An 18,232-nucleotide genomic window follows, 5' to 3' on the forward strand; every position below is an offset into this window, starting at 1 on the left:
CGCGCGGAACGCGCCTCCGCTTCCGCCTCGCCATGGGTTTGTCCACGGAGCCGGGGGAGGCTCCGTTCAGCGAGGCGTGGATTTTGCCGGCACGCTGGCATGCGCCGCGAGCCCAGGGGGAGGTGACCATGGTCGCGCATGTGATCTGGTTCGAAAAACTGTCGCGCGGGGACATCGCGTCGGCTGGTGGAAAAGGGGCAAACCTGGGTGAGCTCACGCGCGCGGGTCTGCCTGTGCCCCCCGGCTTCGTCATTACCGCGGACGCGTTCCTCTCCTCGATGGAGGCCGCGGGGGTGCGGCAGCTGCTCGCCGAGCACCTGGCAGGGCTCGACCCGGACGACGCGGCCGATCTGCGCGCGAAGAGCGCCGAGATGAGGCGCCTCGTCCGCGCATCCGCGATCCCGGCCGGCATTGAGGCGGAGATCGACGATGCCTACCAAAAGCTCGGCCCCTCCTCCGCTGTTGCGGTGCGCTCGTCCGCCACCGCGGAGGACACGGCCACGACCTCGTTTGCCGGAATGCACGAGACGTACACGCACGTCGTTGGGCAGCAAGCGCTGCTCGAGCGTGTGCGCGACTGCTGGGCGTCCGCGTACGGCGAGCGCGTGGTTGCTTATCGGAAAACCGAGCAACTCCGAGACGAGCCCGCTTTGGCGGTCGTCGTGCAGCGAATGGTGAGCTCCGATCGCTCGGGCGTGATCTTCACCGCGGACCCGGCGACGGCGGATACCTCGCGCATCGTCATCGAGGCGGCCTTTGGACTCGGAGAAGTCGTGGTCGGTGGTCAGGTCGAGCCGGACACGTACACCGTGTCGAAGCGCGGCCCCCGGCTGCTCGAGGCGCGCGTGGGACACAAGGCGTTCAAGGTGATCCGTGGCCCCGACGGTGCGGAACGACGCGTGGAGCTGACGGAGGAGGAGGGCGGGCGCAGAGTGCTCCGCGACGACGAAATCCTCGCGCTGGTGCGCCTGGCGATACAGGTCGAGGAACATTACGGCGCTCCGCAGGACATCGAATGGGCCGAGGAAGGCGGCGCCTTTTATCTGGTCCAGAGCCGGCCGATCACGACGCTCGGCGCGCCACCGGAGCGAGGAGCGGTCCTCGTCTCCGGCCTCGGCGCCTCGCCGGGCATTGCGTCGGGTCGGGTGCGCGTGTTGCGCTCGCCGGGCGAAGGGCAGAGGCTCGAGGCGGGCGAAGTGCTCGTAGCGCCGATGACTTCGCCCGACTGGGTGCCTACGATCCGGCGCGCAGCGGCGCTCGTGACCGACAGCGGCGGAATGACCTGCCATGCCGCAATCGTCAGCCGCGAGCTGCGCATCCCATGCGTGGTCGGCGCGCGCTCGGCGACCCGCCAGCTTCGAGATGGCGAGCTCGTCACCGTCGACGGGGCGCGCGGCCAGGTGCTCGCGGGCGCCGCCCCCGCGGTCGAAAAGCCCAGGACGGCCCCTCCAGGGCCCGGGACGGCCCCCTCCGCTGGACCGTCGGGCGCGCCTTCGCCTGCCGTTCTCGGCACGCGCCTTTACGTCAACCTGGCGATTGCAGACCGCGCCGAAGAGGTCGCCGCGCTGCCGGTGGACGGCGTGGGGCTGCTCCGGGCCGAGTTCATGCTGCTCGACGCGCTCGCCGGGGTGCACCCGAAAGAGCTGCTCGCGTCCGGCGGCCGCGACGACTTCATCCAGCGCATGTCGGCCTCGCTGCTCCGCATCACCCGCGCCTTTCACCCCCGACCTGTCATCTATCGGACCTACGATTTCCGGACCAACGAGTTCCGCGGGCTGAAAGGGGGCGAGCGATTCGAGCCCATCGAAGAGAATCCGATGATCGGATACCGCGGCTGCTATCGCTACGTGCGAGAGCCCGAGCTGTTCGCCCTGGAGCTCGACGTTCTCGCCCGGGTCCGTGAGGAGACGCCGAACTTGCACCTGATGATCCCGTTCGTGCGGACGCGCTGGGAGCTCGAGGCGTGCCTCGAGATGGTCGATCGAAGCGCGCTCGGCCGCCAGCGAGGTCTTTGGCGATGGGTCATGGCCGAGGTCCCCTCGGTGGCGTACTGGATCCCTACGTATGCGCGCATGGGCATCGACGGAGTATCCATCGGTTCGAACGACCTGACCCAGCTCATGCTGGGCGTGGATCGTGATTCAGGGTTGTGCGCCGAGCTCTTCGACGAAGCGGACGCAGCCGTGCTCGACGCGATCAAGCGGATCGTCCGCGCGTGCCAGAAGGCCGGAATCACCTCCTCGTTATGCGGCCAGGCTCCGTCGAATCGGCCCGCGTTTGCCGAGCACCTGGTGCGGCTCGGCATCACATCGATCTCGGTCAACCCCGACGCGGAGCCGGCTGCACGGCGGGCGATTGCCGGGGCCGAGCGGCGCCTGCTGCTCGAGGCGGCGCGGCGGCCTCGAGCCTCGTCATGACGCTCCGTGCTGGACCTTGGATGGGGTTGCCTTCCGCCGATCGATAGCCGTCGCGGCGTCAGAGCACCGAAGAGAGAAACCGCCGCGTCCGCTCGCGCTCAGGATGGTCGAAGACGGCTCTCGGCTCGCCCTGCTCCACGATCACGCCCTCGTCCATGAACACGAGGTGGGTCCCGACCTCCCGCGCGAACCCCATTTCGTGGGTCACCACGACCATGGTCGTCCCCTCCGATGCGAGCCGCTGCATCACGGCGAGCACCTCGGCCACCAGCTTCGGATCGAGCGCCGAGGTGACCTCGTCGAACAGAATCAGGTCCGGGCGCATGGCCAGAGCTCGTGCAATCGCCACCCGCTGCTGCTCGCCCCCGGAGAGCTGCCCTGGATGCCTCAGGGCCTTCTCGGCCAGCCCCACGTGCTCGAGCTCCGCCATGGCCCGCTCCCTGGCCTGATTCCTGGGCATGTGCAGCACCTTTTCCAGGGCAAGGGTGATGTTCCCCAGCGCGGTCTTGTGAGGAAAGAGGTTGAATGCCTGGAACACGATTCCCATGTGCGTTCGCACCTCATTCAGGTTCACCCGAACGTCGGTGATGTCACGGCCCTTGAACCAGACATGCCCGGACGTCGGCTCTTCGAGCATGTCGATGCAGCGCAGGAGCGTGGATTTGCCCGAGCCCGAGGTGCCAATCACCACCAGGACATGGCCGGACGCAAGATCGAGGTCGATTCCCTTGAGCACGTGCAGGTTGCCAAACCACTTGTGAATGGCCTCCAGCCGGATGAGCGGCGCGCCCGCCGGGACCGGCCCCGCCGGCCACCCGAGCGCATTGGCTTCGCGGCTCATGCCACGGCCCCCAGAAGACCGCTCCGCAGCCGCTTCTCGACCCAGGTCACCAGCCTGATCAGGGGCAGCGTGACGACGAGATAGCCGAGCCCGGAGGCAACATAAAACGTCGCGTTGAAGAACTGCGAGTAGCCCTGCGAGCCGACGGTGAACAGGTCGCGCTGCGCGTACGACAGCCCCAGAAAGGCGATGAGCGAGGTGTCTTTGATCAAGATGACGAACTCGTTCATGAGGGGCGGGATGACCCGCCGCACGGCCTGGGGCACGATGACGTACCGCATCGATTGCATGTAGCCGAGCCCGAGCCCCCGGGCCGCTTCCATCTGGCCGCGCTCCATCGACTGGATACCAGCCCGGAACACCTCCGCGGTGTAGGCCCCGGTGTTCAGGGAAAAGGCCAGGATGGCAGCGGTGTAGGCTGACATGTTCACGCCGAGCCCGAGGGCCAGGCCGAAATAGATCAGAGAGAGCTGGAGCAGGAGCGGCGTCCCTCGAAAGAGGTTGATGTACACGCGCACCGGCGCCCGTACGACCGCTCGTTTTGAAATCGTGAACACCGAGAGGACAAGGCCGAGGATCACCCCGAAGAGCTCACCCGCGCCAGCCAGGACGAGCGTGTTTCTGGCTCCGTTCAGGAAGGCCTCGTATTGCGGCACGATCTGCTCGAAGCTCAGGAAGTTTCTGGCGAACCTCTCCATGTCGCCCTGGATGAACCAGAGCAGGGCGAGGGCGCAGATGGCGGCCTGAAGGCCGAGCACCGCCCCGGCGATCGCCTCCTCCCGTGACACCCGGGTCGGCATGCGCCGGTAGGTCCCGAAGCCGAGCGCCGTGGCGCCCACGCCGAGCAGGCTCCCGGACACGAGGATCGTGAAAAGCTCGCGCGATTGCAGCGCCGCCGCGATCCGGTCCTCGCGGCGGATCCCGTATTCGGCCAGCACCGACGTGGTGCCCCCAAGCACGACCACGAGCGCGAGCCCGCCGACGGCGGCGCTCACCACCCCGAGGGGCCGGCTCCCCTCGCGGAGCGCGGCGAACTTTCGAATCGGACCGGGTGCTGATATCCGATTCATGCGCACTCAACCGCTCGCCTTCACCGTCAGCGACTGCAGGGCCGAATAATAGGGCTTCGTGAACGACACGATCTTCTGCCGGGCCTTCACCGTGGCGTACGAGGGAGACCCCTCCGCGGCGTACGCGGTCACGGCCGCGGCGACCACGTCGAACCTGCCCGCCGAGAGGCTCGTGAAAATGGTGTCGAAGTTCGAGTTGATCCACTTCGGGGTAAGGCATAACTCCTTGGCGATGGCTTCGATGAGCTCGACATCGAATCCCGTCGTTTCGCCGCTCTCGGTGAAGAACTCGAAAGGCGGATAGGGGATGTCCGATCCGACCGTCAGCATCCTCGGCTGGACCGTCGACAGCGAGGGGCAGCCGGAGAAGGGCACGGCCGTCGCCTCCTCCCCAGGAGACGGGAGCTGCTGCGTGGGGAAATACTTGGTGAAGATCGCCTGGTAGGTGCCGTCGGCAAAGAGGTTCTCGAGCGCCTGGTCGATGCCCTGGAGGAGCGCGGGGTTTTCCTTGTTGACGGCGAATGCGTATTTCTCGCCATTGTCGATACGCTCGACGATCTTCAGACCGGGCTTTTTCTCGACCACGTCTTCGGAGATCGGAAGGTCGTTGACGATGGCCTGGATCTGCCCCGCCTCGAGCGCGTTGTACATGTCGGGGGCCTTGATGAAGGTCACGATCTGGACGCCCCTCGGCGCAAGCGTGTCCTCCGCGTAGAACGCGCCGGTCGTGCCCCGCTGCACGCCAACCCTCGTCCCGGGCATGAGGTCGCTCACGCTCGTGATCGGGTGGGTAGGAGGCGAGGGCGGAGCCTTTTTGTCGCACGCGAGAGCGGCCACCACCGTCGCGGCGAGCAGCGCCGGCGTCCAGGCGAATCGCTTCTGCATTCTCGTCCTCTCTCGGCATGAATCCGGGCACGAACCGGACCAGACGCCGGGCTCGCCCAACCCATCCGTTCGTCGGGCTGGCGATTTTCGCGAGCCGCTGCTGCGCCTGATGGCCGAGGACGGGGCGATCGACCTCGTGGGCGTCGTCTTCATCGGCAGCCCGCAGGTCGATGATGAAAAGACGTTCGTCTCGGCGCGCCTCGGCGCGCTCGTGGAGGCGCTCGGCGTGGACGGCGCGATCCTCACGACCGAGGGCTTCGGAAACAACCATATCGATTTCGCCGCAAGCATCGAGCAAATCGGCACGCGCGGAATCAGCTTGGTCGGCGCATCTTTCTCTGCCCATCAGGGCCAGCTCGTCGTCGGCAACCGATACATGGACGCGAGGATCGAGCTCCACAAGAACCCGGAGGGCCGCGAGAGCCTGCGGTCTGGACTCCGTGCACGAAGCCGCTCTCCGCGTGCGTCGTGGCCCTTTGCACGGCGGGCGGCGTCCATCTGAAATCCCAAAAACCGTTCGTCCTGTCCGGCGATCCCACGTTTCGCGAAATCCCGAGAACGACACCATCCTCCGAGCTGATGGTCAGCCATGGCGGCTTCGCGCGCCGTCGAGGAGATGACCCATTTCGGGCAGATGAAGGTGCTACCGTACGAGTACCGGCGCAGCGCGGGAGCCGGCGGATGAACTCATCGCCCGACGACGAACCCATATTTCAGGGGATCGTCCGGATCGACCACGAATTGCTGGATGCCCGTCACGTAGGCCCTTCCGACGAGAATCGGCCGGACCGCGCGGGAGCCGCCCACCTGGAGCTCGCGGGTGAGCCTTCCCCTGAAGCGAGTGCCGATGATGCCTTCGTCGACGAGCTCGACCCCGAGCGGCAGCTCCCCGCGATCATGCAGGGTGGCCATGAGCGCCGAGAGGCCGGTGCCGCACGGGCAACGATCCAGTTGACCTCGTCCGAATACCACCATGCTCCTGGAGAATGGGGTGGTCGGCTCGGGTCGCTCGTAGATCTCGGTCAGCTCGACGCGGTCGATGTCTGGCTTCACGGGGTGCTGGACCTTCACTTTCTCATTGACGGCGTCCTTCACCATCATCCCGAGCTCGAGGAGCCGAGGGATGTGATCGCGGTGGATCGGCACGCCGAGCTTGCTCGCGTCGACCATGGCAAAGAAGTTCCCCCCGAAGGAGACGTCGACGTCGATGACGCCCACGCCGGGCAAGATGAGCTCGACCTGCCTTTCGTAGACGAACGAGGGGACATTGGCGACGGCGACCTCGATCACGCGCCCCGCCTCGACCCTGGCGTGACCTTCGACCACGCCCGCAGGCGTGTCGAAAACGACCACGGTCTCCGGCTCCGTGGCCGCGATCATACCGAGCTCGATGATTACCGTCGCAACGCCGATCACGCCGTGACCACACATGTCGAGGTAGCCCGCGTGGTCCATGAACAGGAGGCCCTGATGGCTGTGCTCGCCCACGGGCGGCGTGAGGATGGCCCCGAACATGTCGTGATGCCCCCTGGGTTCGCGCATGAGCAGCGTGCGAAAGTGGTCCAGGTGCTCCTCCATGTGCCGCTTCTTCGCGGCCATCGTGCCCCCGGGGAGATGCGGCAGGCCGCTCAGGACAATCCGGGTGGGCTCGCCTCCCGTGTGCGAATCGATCGCCGAGATCACGTGTGAAAATCGCGCCATTCGTCGGCCGGCTCCTCGACGCCTCCATTTCTTGCAAGAGCCGGGCGACCCTCCCGAAGATCGCCTCTCCGGCTTGCTCGGAGGTCTCCACGAATGCCGGCGACACAAGGGGCCGAGATCGGGTTCGTGAAGGCGCTCTCGCGGCTCGACGCCGCGGCGCTCGTCGCTGGCTCGATGATTGGCTCGGGCATCTTCATCGTCTCTGCCGACATCCTTCGCCTGGTGCACGCCCCCGGCCTGCTCCTGCTCGTCTGGATCTCCGCCGGCCTCGTCACCATCTTCGGCGCGCTCACGCAAGGCGAGCTCGCGGCCATGTTTCCGCGGGCGGGAGGGCAGTATGTCTATCTGCGCGAAGGGATCTCCCCGCTCTTCGGTTATCTCTATGGGTGGACGCTGTTCACGATCATCCAGACGGGCACGATCGCCGCCGTCGCGGTGGCGTTCGCCCGCTTCGCCGCCGTGTTCGTGCCTGCGCTGTCACCCGACGTATCCTTCGGGCTCACCCTCGGGCTCCCGAGCGGTCCCGTCGAGGTCGGGCTCTCTCCCCAGCGCGCGCTCGCCATCGTCGTCGTGGCGATACTCACCTGGATCAACGTGCGCGGCGTGAAGATCGCGGCGTTCCTTCAAAGCTCGCTCACCCTCCTCAAAATCGCGCTGCTCGTCGGCCTCATCGGGGTGGCGATCGGCATCGGGCGGAATGCCGAGGCCATCGGGGAAAACTTCGGCGAGGCGTTCTGGCCGGAGGGCGGGCTCGCGCTCGCGCATCTGCCGGTATTCGGGGCCGCGATGGTGGGCGCCTTGTTTTCCATGGACGCCTGGAACAACGTGGGCTTCGCGGCCGACGAACTCGAGAACCCGAAGCGCGATCTGCCCTTCGCGATGGCCTCCGGCGTCGTCGTGGTGACGATCCTCTATCTGGCCGCGAACCTGGCTTATCTATCCGTCCTGCCCGCGGAGGCGATCGCCCACGCCCCCCAGGATCGCGTGGGTACGGCGGTGTTCGAGGCGATCCTCGGCGCGGTCGGGGCCTCGGTCATGGCTGTCGGGATCATGATTTCCACCCTCGGCTGCGCCCATGGAATGATCCTCGCGGGGGCGCGGGTCTACTACGCAATGGCCCACGACGGGCTCTTCTTCAAGGCCGTCGGCGTCCTCCACCCGCGTCATCGTACCCCGGCCGTGGCGCTCGTCGTTCAGGCCGTCTGGACCAGCGTGCTCTGCCTGTCGGGCACGTATTCGCAGCTCCTCGATTACGTCATTTTTGCCACGCTGCTCTTTTATATGCTCACCACAGCGGGCCTCTTCGCCCTCCGGATCAAGCGGCCCCACGTCGAGCGGCCCGTGAAGGTCGTGGGGTATCCCTGGCTGCCCGCGCTTCACGTCCTGCTCACGGCCCTGATCTGCGTGGATCTGCTGCTCGAGAAGCCGGGATACACGTGGCCGGGCCTCGTGCTCGTCCTGCTCGGCGTGCCCGTGTACTTCGCCTGGAGGGCCGTCGCGGCGAAATGACGGCTGCACCGAAAGCGCATCAGCCATCAAACAGGCTGTACAGCTCCTCCTCCTGAGCGAAATGCAGCGTGAGGATGGCGTGGAGGCCGTAGAGCACGCGGCGCAGGTCCCGGAGATCCTCCGGCCTGGGGCCCTCTACCGGAAGCCGAGCGACCAGACGACCGAAGAGCCGCGTGAGCCGCCGGATCTCGTGATGCGTCTGGATCAACGGGCCGGTCGGGTCCTCCTCCTTCAGCAGTTTGCCGAGAAGGGGATAGGCCGTCTGCTGCTCCTCCCGCTCGTGGGGCAGCAGCTCCCTCTCGAACATGTCACGGATCTGCTCGAGCTGCGCGCGCGCCTCCCGCGCTGGCAGCGAGTCGAGGCGCGCGGCCAGCGCGGCGAGCTCGCCGACGTGCGGACGCAGCGAGCGGTGCGCCAAGGCAAGCCCCTGCGCGAGGCCCTTGGTGTCACCGCGCCTTGGCATGACGAGCATGCCACCGCCGCCAAGCGCACGAAGCGCATTCAGAATCACGAGGACGTCGATGCCCTCCTGGAGGACGGCTCCGGCGACCGGCGTGATGTATCCCGCGGCGGCGAACACCATCGCAACGAGCGAGAGCCCCATCCCCACGAAGACGCTTTCCAGCGCGATGCGCCGCGTACGCTGCGCGATCCGCGTCGCGAGGAGGAGCCCTCCGAGCCGGTCCGCTGTGAGGACGACATCCGCTGCTTCGGAGGCGGCCGTGGCGCCGCGCGCTCCCATCGCCACGCCAACGTCGGCGAGCGCGAGCGCCGGGGCGTCGTTGATGCCGTCGCCGACCATCACCGCGACGCCCTCGGCACGTACGAGCTTGATGACCTCGACCTTCTCCTCCGGCGTTCGCTCCGCAAAGACGCGGTCCACGCCGAGGGCGTCGCCGACGAGCTCCGCGACGTCGGGATGATCGCCCGTCACCATGTGAATGCGCTGCATGCCGGCGGCGCGAAGCGCGCGGAAGGCACGCGGCGCTTCCGGCCGGATCGGGTCCTGGAGGAGCAACACGCCTGCGAGCGAGCCGTCGATCGAAACGTACACGCTCGACGAACCCTCGACCGCAGTACGCTGCTCGATCGACCGAAGCTCCGGCGTGCGCGGTGCGCTCGGAGCCACGAAACCGAGCTGTCCCACGGCCACGCGCCGGCCGTCGACGTTTCCTCCGATTCCCGTGCCCATCTGCTCGCGCACGTCGACGGGAAAGCTCAGCTCGACGCTCCGGCTCCGCGCCTCCGCAAGAATCGCGGGCGCGTACGGATGTACGGAGACCTGCTCGATGGACGCGGCGTGCCTGACGACATCATCGGAGGAGATGGCCCCGAAGGTTTCCACGGCCACGACCTGCGGACGCGCCGTGGTCACGGTCCCGGTCTTGTCGAGGAGCAGCACCGTGGCACGCGCGAGCGTCTCGAGCGGACCGCCGCCTTTGATGATGATGCCGTGCCTCGCCGCGCACGACACGCCAGCAATGATGGCTGCTGGCGCGGCCAGGATGAGTGGGCACGGCGTTGCGACAACGAGCACGGCGAGTGCGCGGATCGGGCTTCCCCCGGCGATCCACGCGAGGGCCGCGAGCGCGACGGTGAGGCCCAGGAAGGCGAGCGCGTATCGATCCGCGAGTCGAACGAACGGCGCCTTTGATTCCTCCGCCGCCTTGACCAGACGAATGATGCCTGCATAGGTACTTTCGGCCGCGGGCGCAGTGACACGCAGCTCGAACGGGCTGCCCGCATTCGTGCCGCCGCTGCGTGCAGGGGACCCGATGTCGATCTGTACGGGTTTGGATTCACCGGTCAGCGCCGACTCGTCGAGAATCGCGGTTCCCAAGCTGACGATGCCGTCCGCCGGAACGACCTCACCAGGCTTGACGACGAGGACGTCGCCGAGCCTCACCTCGGCGGTGTCGACATCGATGATGTCGGCACCGGCTCGGCGATGTGCCGTATGCGGAGCGCGCTCGAGCAGGGCGCCGAGCTCGCGTCGTGCGCGGGCGACGGCGAACCGCTCGAGTGCGGCGCCGCCCGTGAGCATGACCGCAATGATGGCGCCCGCGAGGTATTCGCCGAGGACGAGCGCGCCTGCCATCGCCAGGACGGCGATGAGATCGACGCCCGTTTCTCGTCGGAGCAATCCCCTCGCGGCGGAGGAAAACGTCCAGAGGAGAACGATACTCGTGACGCCGGCCCATACCCACCGGCCCGCATCGCCGACCCTTCCGAGATGCAGAATGCTACCTGCAGCCAAGCCAACGAGGGCGAGCCCGAGGAGAGCGACCTGCCACCGCGACTGGACGTGCTTGCGCACGTGATCACCGCTCGCGCGTGGCTTGCATGGACTCCCTCCCTAGCGCATCGACGTCACGTCAACAGCACGCCCTGTAGCACGCTCTTTCCCGGAGCGACCGGGAGCTTGAAGCAGAACCGGCTCCCCCGCGGCGTGTTGTCCTCGATCCAGCTCGCGCCGCCGTGCGCCTCGACGGCCATTTTGCAGAATGAGAGCCCGAGCCCCCAGCCGCTGCGGGCATTCTCTTCGAGCCGCACGTACTGGTCAAAAATACGCTCGCGCATCTCGACCGGGACCCCGGGGCCCTCGTCGCATACCGCGATCGTCACCCACGCGGCGTCCGCGCGCGCCTCGAGGCGCACCGTGCTCTGCGCGGGGCTGTATCGAAGGGCGTTGTCGACGAGGTTCTGCAGCGTGCGCCCGAGGAGATCCCGATCGGCCCGAAGCGCGCCCGCGGGCACGTTGCAAGACAGCTCGATGGTCTGCTCGCGTTTTTCGGCGAGCGGCAGGACGACCTCGCGTATCTCGGCGAGCAGGCCGCAGAGCTCGATGTCGGCGTATTGCGGCACGAGCCTGCCGTCCTGGCTCTGGGCGATGTCGAGCACGCTGGCAGCCGTGCGGATGATGCGCTCCGCGGAGGAGAACACGATGCCCCAGCGGCGCCGATCCGCGGGCTTCAGGTCGGCGCTCCGGAGCTGGACCGAGGCCGCGAGCGCGATCGCGGCGGCGGGGCTCTTGAGGTCGTGCACGACGAGCGCGCTCAGCGCCTCCTTCTGCCGCTGCGCCTCGAGGAGCGCCGCGTGCTCCGCAGCGAGCTCGCGGCTCCTCTCCTCGAGCTCTCGTGTCCGGTCGCGGACGCGCTTCTCCAGCTCGGCGTAGACCGCGACGTTCTCCATCGCCACCGAGGTGCTATCGGCGAGCGCCTGGAGGAGCGAGAGCTCGCGCGGCGTCGCTCGGTGCCGGCAGGCCCAGTAATTGCCGATGGCTCCGATGGGCGCCTTCGTCCGGATGGGCACCATGCACAGGCTCTTCACGAATGTCGGCCGATAAGCGTCGACGGGGATCCGAGGATCGTCATAGATGTCCTCGATCGTGACGGCCTCGCCGTGGAGCATCGCCCAGCCGCTGATGCACGCGGACATCGGGAATCGCCGCCCCTTCCAGAGAGGCTCGATGGCGTTCTCCTCCGCGTAGTAGCAGAGGTCGCCGTCACGCAGGACGAAGGTCGCGCCGTCGGCGCCGGTGAGCTCCCTCGCCGCCTTTCGCACGATCTCCATGATGGCCGGCATGTCGCGGGCGAGCGACAGATCCTGGACGACACCGACGAGGGATGGTGGGGAAGGCTCGAGCTCCCCCGTCGGAGGGTATTCCTCGCGGCGCGCGGACTCCACGGCACTGCAAACGGCAGCCGTCATCGGCCATTTGATACGGCACCGTCATGACGTTGACAAGCTCGCTTTCCGGTGCGCCAATCGATTCGAACCGCTCCGCGGTCCATCCAGCCGCGCGGAGCGCGGTCGCGTGCCAGCGTCAACACGGACAATTCCGCATTGTCGCGCCGCGCGCACGGGCGGGCGGAGAGAGGAGGCCTGCCGTGGATTCGCTCGGGGAGCAAGGAACGACGACCCCCCCGCCTGCCGAGCGAACGGCCCCCCTCGCCCTCGGCTGCGTCCTCAGCGCCGAAGGACGACCCACGTCCCCGGCTCGCTCGGGCGCGCGTCCGCGCTCGACCAGCCCTCGGGGACGGGTGGGTCGGTCCAGGCGAACACGATCGCCGCGTCCTCGGGCGAGAGGTTGATGCAGCCGCCGCTCTTCGGGCTCCCGAAGTCTTCGTGCCAGTAGGCCGCGTGAATCGCGAACGGATTGCGGAAATATTGCACCCAGGGCACGTCCGCGATCCAGAACGACGACGGATCCGGCGTCGCCTCGTCCGTGAGCTGCGCCGCCCGGTACTTCACGGCAATCCGATAACTCCCGAGCGGCGTGAACGCCCCGCGGACGAGCTCCTCCGTCGTCGCCTTCGGCGATTCCGTCACGCCGCCCGCGCCCGGCGACATCAACGTCGAATACACGGCGCGGCGCCCCTCGAAGAGCGTCATCGTCCCCCGGGAGAGCGAGACGTCGATCCATTTCTCGTCCGAGCCCACGTTCCGCGGCCACGCCTCCGGCTCGGCGACGATGGAAATGTCCCGCGCCCGCGCATACGTCGGCCCGGGCTCGCGCGTCTCCCAGAAGAGATCCCCGCTGTACGTGATGGATGTCCCCGAGAGCCGCACGAACGTGCGCGGCGCCCACGCCTCGCTCGTCGCGACGAGCGCGCCGCTCTCCTCGCGCTTGTACTTCGTCCGCGCCGTCTTGCGGAACCAGCCGATCGGCAATGCATTTGCGCGGTCGATGGCGACCCCGTGGAAAGCGCTCGGGCGGAAGGGGCGCATGCGATCCGCAGGGACGAGCGTCAGCTCGGGCGAGAGCAGGAACGTGCGTCCCTCGACGTCCACGGCGTGCGAGAACGAGAGCATGGCGCCGTGGGGGATCTCCTTGCGCACGAGGCCGCCGCGCCGGCCCGCGGGCACGGGCGCCTCCTTTCCGCCGAGCAGGAATTCGGGAATGGAATCCCGCGGCGGCGTGGGCGCGAGATCGGCGAGATCCTCGTGCCCGTCCATCGAGCGGCGGACGCGGCCGAGATCCGCCACGGGCCGCAGGCGACGCTCGGTCCGGGCCTGCTCGCTCGGCGTGGGGATCCGGCCGTACATCGGCGCGCGCGTGGAAAATGCGTAGTCGTAGGGCCGCGGGCCTTCCCGCGGGGCAGCGAGCGCGAGCGCGCGGAAGCGCGGATCGTCGAGGTTTCGGGTGATGGTCTCGTCCTCGCAGATGAAGCCACGGGGCGCGACGGGATAAAAGCGGCCGCTCTTGCAGCCGCCGAGCTGCGAAGGCGGCACCTCCACGGGCTCGTCGCTCTGAAGGACGACGCTCGTGCCCGGACGAACCTCGCCGATCCGGCGCTTGCGCGAGCGATCCTGGTAGATGAAGGTGGTGAAGCCGATCGATCCGAGCCGCGGCGGCTCGGCGTCCGGTTCCGGGGCTGTTGCCGCCGCTGCGTCCGCGTCCGCTTCCGCGTCTGCTCCCGCTTCCGCTCCCGCGTCCGCGTCCGCTCCCGCTTCCGCGTCTGCTCCCGCTTCCGCGCCCGCGTCGGGCACGGCCTCGGCCTTCGGGCCGCCGCAGCCGGCCGCGAGCGTGACGAGGAGCGAGAGCGGGAAGCGAGGTCGGGTCAATGCGAGGCGAGGATCTCCGAGATGCTCGCGTAGCGGCTCGGCGCGCGCGTCCCGTAGTGCAGGAGCCCGCCGCCGGCCGTCATCCACGACTCGTCGAAGCGGCCGTCGGGCGACTGGATGCGCACGAGGTGATCGCCGTTGTCGAAGGCCCAGTGCCGGCCACGCGGATCGAAGTGATCGATGAGCCCACCGTGGCGCGTGCGGATGTGGAACTGATCCGACGGGATGTCCCACGTCCGATCCACGACGAACTCGTAGATCTGCCAGACGTTGCCCGAGGGCAAGACGCCCCAGTCGACGTTCAGGCCCGCGTCGTTCGGCAGGCCGAACACCCGGTAGTCGCCGAAGCGACGCGCCGCGTCCCAGAGATCGCCGTTGCGGCTCGAGTCGTGGTGCAGCGTGATCATCGACTTGCGCACCAGGCCAAAGCCCTTCGTGTCCGTGTAGTCGTCGTACGTGCGCCGGAAGATGTGCTCGCAGAGCTGATCGGCGCCCGCCGAGAAGCCCACCGTGAGCAGGCCACGCGCCTTGCGCTCGTGCAGGATCCGCCCGAATTTCCCGGGCTCGCCGTTGAAGCGCGCCCCGAGGTCCTTGTAGCGGTGCAGGCCCGTCACGCTGTGCCCGCCGCCGAGGATCACGACCTCCGACGACCACAGGTAATGCCAGAACGTCTCGACGTCCTCGGCGCGCAGGCCGCTGTTCCAGTAAAACGGCAGGTACTCGAGCCCAAAGCGATCGTAGAAGCTGAAGAAATACCGGAAGTTGCCCCAGGCGAACTCCTGGCGTTCGTACTCGCTCCCGTTCTGCGGGGTCTCGGACATGGGCAGGAACAGGATCCGCCGGTTCTCCTCACCGCGCAGCGCGCGCTGCACGATGAAGTGATCGTGGATCAGGTCGGATCGGTCGTGCGAGCTGTAGACGAGCGCGGTGCCTTTCATGTTCGGGGCAGAGTAGAGTCCCGGAAGGCGCCGTTCGTCAAGGCGATCGTGACGGAACGCGATCAGTCGAGGAAGAGCATCAGGGAGAGCGCGCTCATGCGCTCGGCGTCGCTCCACGAGGCGAAGCCGCGGCCGACCTGGAGCTCCACCTCCTCGGGCTGCCAGCGTCCATCACACTGCCGGCGCCCCACGTACACCTGCCCGCGGCGCCCGAGGTCGAGCTCACACTGCCCGAGCACCACGCGCGCGCGCTCGTCGCTCATCGCGACCTCGACCTTCCTGCCGTAGACGAGCCCGCGCGCCGTGACGACGCGCTCGTCGCGCGCGATCGCGAGCTCGAACGGCAAGGACGACGCGAGGCCGCTCACGCGATCTCCCTCGACGCGCATGTCGACGAGCCGCCCGTAGACGTGCCCGCGAAGCGCGTGATCATCGGCGTCGGTGTAGCGCCCGAGGTTCACGTCGAGCCCGAGCACGCCGCCCGCGTTCACCTGACCGCCGATCACCTCGCGGCCATGACTGAAGACCGCGAAACGGTTGAAATCCCGGGGTTCGTCGTAGAGCTCCTCCTGCGAGGGGAAGTTCGACGGAACCGCACACCCCAGGGGAACAACGAGCGCGAAGAGCGAAAACAGCCACGTTCGCACGAGCACCTCCCTCGGCCGGAAATCAGTCCACGCTCGGGGTTACGCTCGGGCAAGCCGAGCTGCACCCCGAACATCAGTCCACGCTCGGGGTTACGCTCGGGCAAGCCGAGCTGCACCCCGAACATCAGTCCACGCTCGGGGTTACGCTCGGACAAGCCGAGCTGCACCCCGAACCCCGGCGATTCTGCCACGGGATCGGCCCCTTGAAAACCCTCGCGACGCGTGCCCATCATGCGCGCCGATGAAGCTCACGCGCACCTCCTCGCTCACCGTCCTGCCCGTGCTCCTCGCCGCCTGCGCCGGCGCGCCGCCTCCCCCGCCCGACGGCGGTAACTCCGAGGTCGCGACGAAGGTCATGGCCGAGGAAAGACCCGTGATATCCGCGACGACGGCGGCCGCACTCCCCTACCCCGCCACGCGCAAGGTCGACGCGTCGGATACGTTCTTCGGCGTCAACGTCGCCGATCCCTACCGGTGGCTCGAGGACGAACGTTCGCCCGAGGTGCAAGCGTGGGTGAAGGCGCAGGACGAGCTCGCGCGCGCCGAGCTCGCAAAACTGCCGAAGCGCGAGGCGCTCGCCACGAAGCTCCGCGCGCTCTCGTACCTCGAATCCATGAGCCCGCCGCTCCGCCGTGGGAAGCGTTCGTTCTGGTCGCACAAGCCCGCGGACAAGGAGCAACGCACGATCTACTGGCGCGAGGGAGACAAGGGCGAGCAGAAGGTCTTGATCGACGTCGCTTCGCTCAGCGCCGATGGATCGACCTCGCTCGGCGCATGGATCCCTTCGTACGACGGCAAATGGGTCGCGTACATCGCGCACCCGAACAACGCGGACGCGGGCGAGCTCCGCGTGCGCGAGGTCGCGACGGGCAAGGACAGCGTGATCGACACGATCCCGGGCGCCGAGTATGCCCACCCGCTCTGGACGCCGAAGAGCGACGGTTTTTATTACGTCTCGGTCCCGGTCGACGCGAAGATCCCGGCCTCCGAGCTGCCCGGCTACTCCGAGGTGCGCTTCCACGCGCTCGGCAAGAAGGCAGACACGGACACGCTCGTCCTGCCGAAGAACGGCGATCCCGAGACCGAGCTCGAAGCGCACCTCTCGCGCGACGGCCATTTCCTCGTCGTGAACGTCCTGCACGGCGGCAACGTGAGCGGCATCAAGTTCCTCGACCTGCGCAAGAAGGGCGCGGCGTGGATCGATCTCGTGAAGGGCTACGAGGGCTCGATGAACGCCTTCGCCCACAAGGACGTGATTTACCTCCGCACGACGGACGGCTCGCCGCGCGGCCGTATCTTCGCGGTCGACCCGGCCAAACCGGCCCGCGATCAGTGGAAGGAGATCGTGCCCGAGTCGAAGGACGCGGTGCTCGAAGCAGCGGAGATCGTCGGCGGGCACCTCGCGCTCACGTACCTGCGCAAGGCGTCGAGCGAGATCGAGGTGTGGAGCACAGCAGGCAAGAAGGTCCACGCGATCCAGCTGCCCGGCCTCGGCACGACGACCGGCCTCTTCGGCGAGCCCGACGAGGATCGCGCCTACTACGTGTTCACGTCGTTCACGTACCCGACCTCGATCTTCGAGGCGAGCGTGAAGACGGGCGAAAGCAAGCTCTGGTACGCGCTCAAGGCGCCCGTGGATCCGTCGCCGTACATGGTCGAGCAGGTCTTCTACCCGTCGAAGGACGGCACGCAGGTCTCGATGTTCGTGGCCCGCAAGAAGGACGCCCCGAAGAACGGGTCGGTCCCCTACCTGCTCACGGGCTACGGCGGCTTCAACATCAGCAAGACGCCCACGTTCTCGCCGATGCTCTACACGTGGCTGGAGAACGGCGGCGGCGTCGCCATGCCAAACCTGCGAGGCGGCGCGGAATACGGCGAAGAATGGCACCGCGCCGGAATGCTGACGAAGAAGCAAAACGTGTTCGACGATTTCATCGCCGCAGCCGAGTGGCTGGTAAAGGAGAAGCTGACGTCCGCGGATCGGCTCGTCGCGTACGGCGGATCGAACGGCGGCTTGCTCGTCGGCGCAGTAGCAAACCAGCGGCCGGACCTCTTCAGCGCGGTGCTCTGCGCAGTGCCAGTGCTCGACATGATCCGCTATCCGCTGTTCGGAGACGGCAAGACCTGGGTCGCCGAGTACGGCTCGCCCAAGGAAGAGCCCTTGTTCAAAGCGCTGTTCGCGTATTCGCCGTACCACAACGTCAAGCCCGGGACGAAGTACCCGGCGTTCCTGATGCTGTCCGCAGACGCAGACGATCGCGTGCATCCGCTGCACGCATGGAAGACGACGGCGGCGCTGCAAGCGGCGCAGGCGGGGGATCAGCCCGTACTGATGCGCGTGGAGAAGCACGCGGGGCACGGCGGCGCCGATATGGTGAAGAGCAAAGTGGAGCAAGGCGTCGACATGCTCTCGTTCGCGCTCGGGCACGTCGCGCATTGAGGGAGGCGCCTCGCTGGGGCTTTGCCCCAGGCCCCAGCAGGGGCTGTCCGCCCCTGCACCCGGACCAGCGCAAGCGCTGGACTCGGGGTCGATGAACTGCGCGATGCGCAGTTCATCGAACAGCCGGGGTCAAGACCACGAGCGGCGCTGCCCACCAAGACGGCAGCGCTGACGGTTCAACGGGCAACGCGGCCTGTGGGACGAACTGCGCATCGC

The 18,232-nt window shown here is 67.7% G+C and carries 12 protein-coding genes and 2 pseudogenes; 5 read left to right on the forward strand and 9 right to left on the reverse strand.

Translation table 11 applies throughout. The features are described from left to right. The first annotated feature begins 128 nt into the window (after positions 1-128). Positions 129-2,417, forward strand: coding sequence for a phosphoenolpyruvate synthase (gene ppsA, locus QHF85_RS33500; RefSeq protein WP_281331466.1), 2,289 nt, complete (start codon positions 129-131; stop codon positions 2,415-2,417). Positions 2,418-2,475: 58 nt separating this feature from the next. Here the strand turns inward: ppsA and QHF85_RS33505 are convergent, their stop codons facing one another. The 3 genes from QHF85_RS33505 to QHF85_RS33515 are packed head-to-tail and all read right to left on the reverse strand — an operon-like array spanning position 2,476 to position 5,213. Continuing rightward, positions 2,476-3,258 (reverse strand): amino acid ABC transporter ATP-binding protein, encoded by a 783-nt coding sequence (locus QHF85_RS33505; protein ID WP_348652778.1) that lies wholly within the window; start codon positions 3,256-3,258, stop codon positions 2,476-2,478. Next, on the reverse strand, positions 3,255-4,328 hold the full coding sequence (locus QHF85_RS33510; protein ID WP_281331468.1) for an amino acid ABC transporter permease: 1,074 nt from the start codon (positions 4,326-4,328) through the stop codon (positions 3,255-3,257). Before QHF85_RS33510 ends, QHF85_RS33505 begins: the two co-directional genes overlap by 4 nt. Before the next feature lie 6 nt (positions 4,329-4,334). Further along, positions 4,335-5,213, reverse strand: a complete 879-nt coding sequence (locus QHF85_RS33515; RefSeq protein WP_281331469.1) for a transporter substrate-binding domain-containing protein — start codon at positions 5,211-5,213, stop codon at positions 4,335-4,337. 85 nt (positions 5,214-5,298) lie between these two features. On the opposite strand from QHF85_RS33515, the pseudogene QHF85_RS33520 reads away from it, so the two are divergent. After that, positions 5,299-5,628: pseudogene (locus tag QHF85_RS33520) on the forward strand (glycine/sarcosine/betaine reductase component B subunit); the annotation flags it as partial. Continuing rightward, positions 5,586-5,813: pseudogene (locus tag QHF85_RS49840) on the forward strand (hypothetical protein); the annotation flags it as partial. The pseudogenes QHF85_RS33520 and QHF85_RS49840, both read left to right, overlap by 43 nt. Before the next feature lie 87 nt (positions 5,814-5,900). On the opposite strand, the gene QHF85_RS33525 reads toward QHF85_RS49840, so the two are convergent. After that, complete coding sequence (locus QHF85_RS33525) at positions 5,901-6,914, reverse strand: proline racemase family protein (protein ID WP_281331471.1); 1,014 nt, start codon at positions 6,912-6,914, stop codon at positions 5,901-5,903. A gap of 93 nt (positions 6,915-7,007) precedes the next feature. Here QHF85_RS33525 and QHF85_RS33530 point away from each other — a divergent pair, with 93 nt between their 5' ends. Continuing rightward, on the forward strand, positions 7,008-8,423 hold the full coding sequence (locus QHF85_RS33530; RefSeq protein ID WP_281331472.1) for an amino acid permease: 1,416 nt from the start codon (positions 7,008-7,010) through the stop codon (positions 8,421-8,423). Between the two features lie 19 nt (positions 8,424-8,442). Here QHF85_RS33530 and QHF85_RS33535 read toward each other — a convergent pair whose 3' ends face one another. The 5 genes from QHF85_RS33535 to QHF85_RS33555 all read right to left on the reverse strand — a co-directional run bounded on the left by QHF85_RS33535 (position 8,443) and on the right by QHF85_RS33555 (position 15,576). Continuing rightward, positions 8,443-10,566: a heavy metal translocating P-type ATPase gene (locus tag QHF85_RS33535; RefSeq protein ID WP_281331473.1), complete on the reverse strand. Its 2,124-nt coding sequence runs from the start codon at positions 10,564-10,566 to the stop codon at positions 8,443-8,445. Between the two features lie 227 nt (positions 10,567-10,793). Continuing rightward, positions 10,794-12,134 carry an ATP-binding protein gene (locus QHF85_RS33540; protein ID WP_281331474.1) on the reverse strand — a complete coding sequence of 447 codons (1,341 nt, stop codon included), beginning with the start codon at positions 12,132-12,134 and terminating at the stop codon, positions 10,794-10,796. A gap of 258 nt (positions 12,135-12,392) precedes the next feature. Further along, entirely contained in the window at positions 12,393-13,991 is a 1,599-nt protein-coding gene (locus QHF85_RS33545) for a L,D-transpeptidase (protein WP_281331475.1), read from the reverse strand. Then, positions 13,988-14,929 (reverse strand): hypothetical protein, encoded by a 942-nt coding sequence (locus QHF85_RS33550; RefSeq protein WP_281331476.1) that lies wholly within the window; start codon positions 14,927-14,929, stop codon positions 13,988-13,990. Before QHF85_RS33550 ends, QHF85_RS33545 begins: the two co-directional genes overlap by 4 nt. A 62-nt stretch (positions 14,930-14,991) precedes the next feature. After that, a complete protein-coding gene (locus QHF85_RS33555; RefSeq protein ID WP_281331477.1) occupies positions 14,992-15,576 on the reverse strand; it encodes a hypothetical protein in 585 nt (194 codons plus the stop codon). 241 nt (positions 15,577-15,817) lie between these two features. Here QHF85_RS33555 and QHF85_RS33560 point away from each other — a divergent pair, with 241 nt between their 5' ends. Then, entirely contained in the window at positions 15,818-18,016 is a 2,199-nt protein-coding gene (locus QHF85_RS33560; protein WP_281331478.1) for a prolyl oligopeptidase family serine peptidase, read from the forward strand. The last annotated feature ends 216 nt before the right edge of the window (positions 18,017-18,232 follow it).

The organism is Polyangium sp. 6x1 (assembly GCF_029946515.1).
In the GTDB taxonomy this organism is placed as follows: Bacteria; Myxococcota_A; Polyangia; order Polyangiales; family Polyangiaceae; genus Polyangium.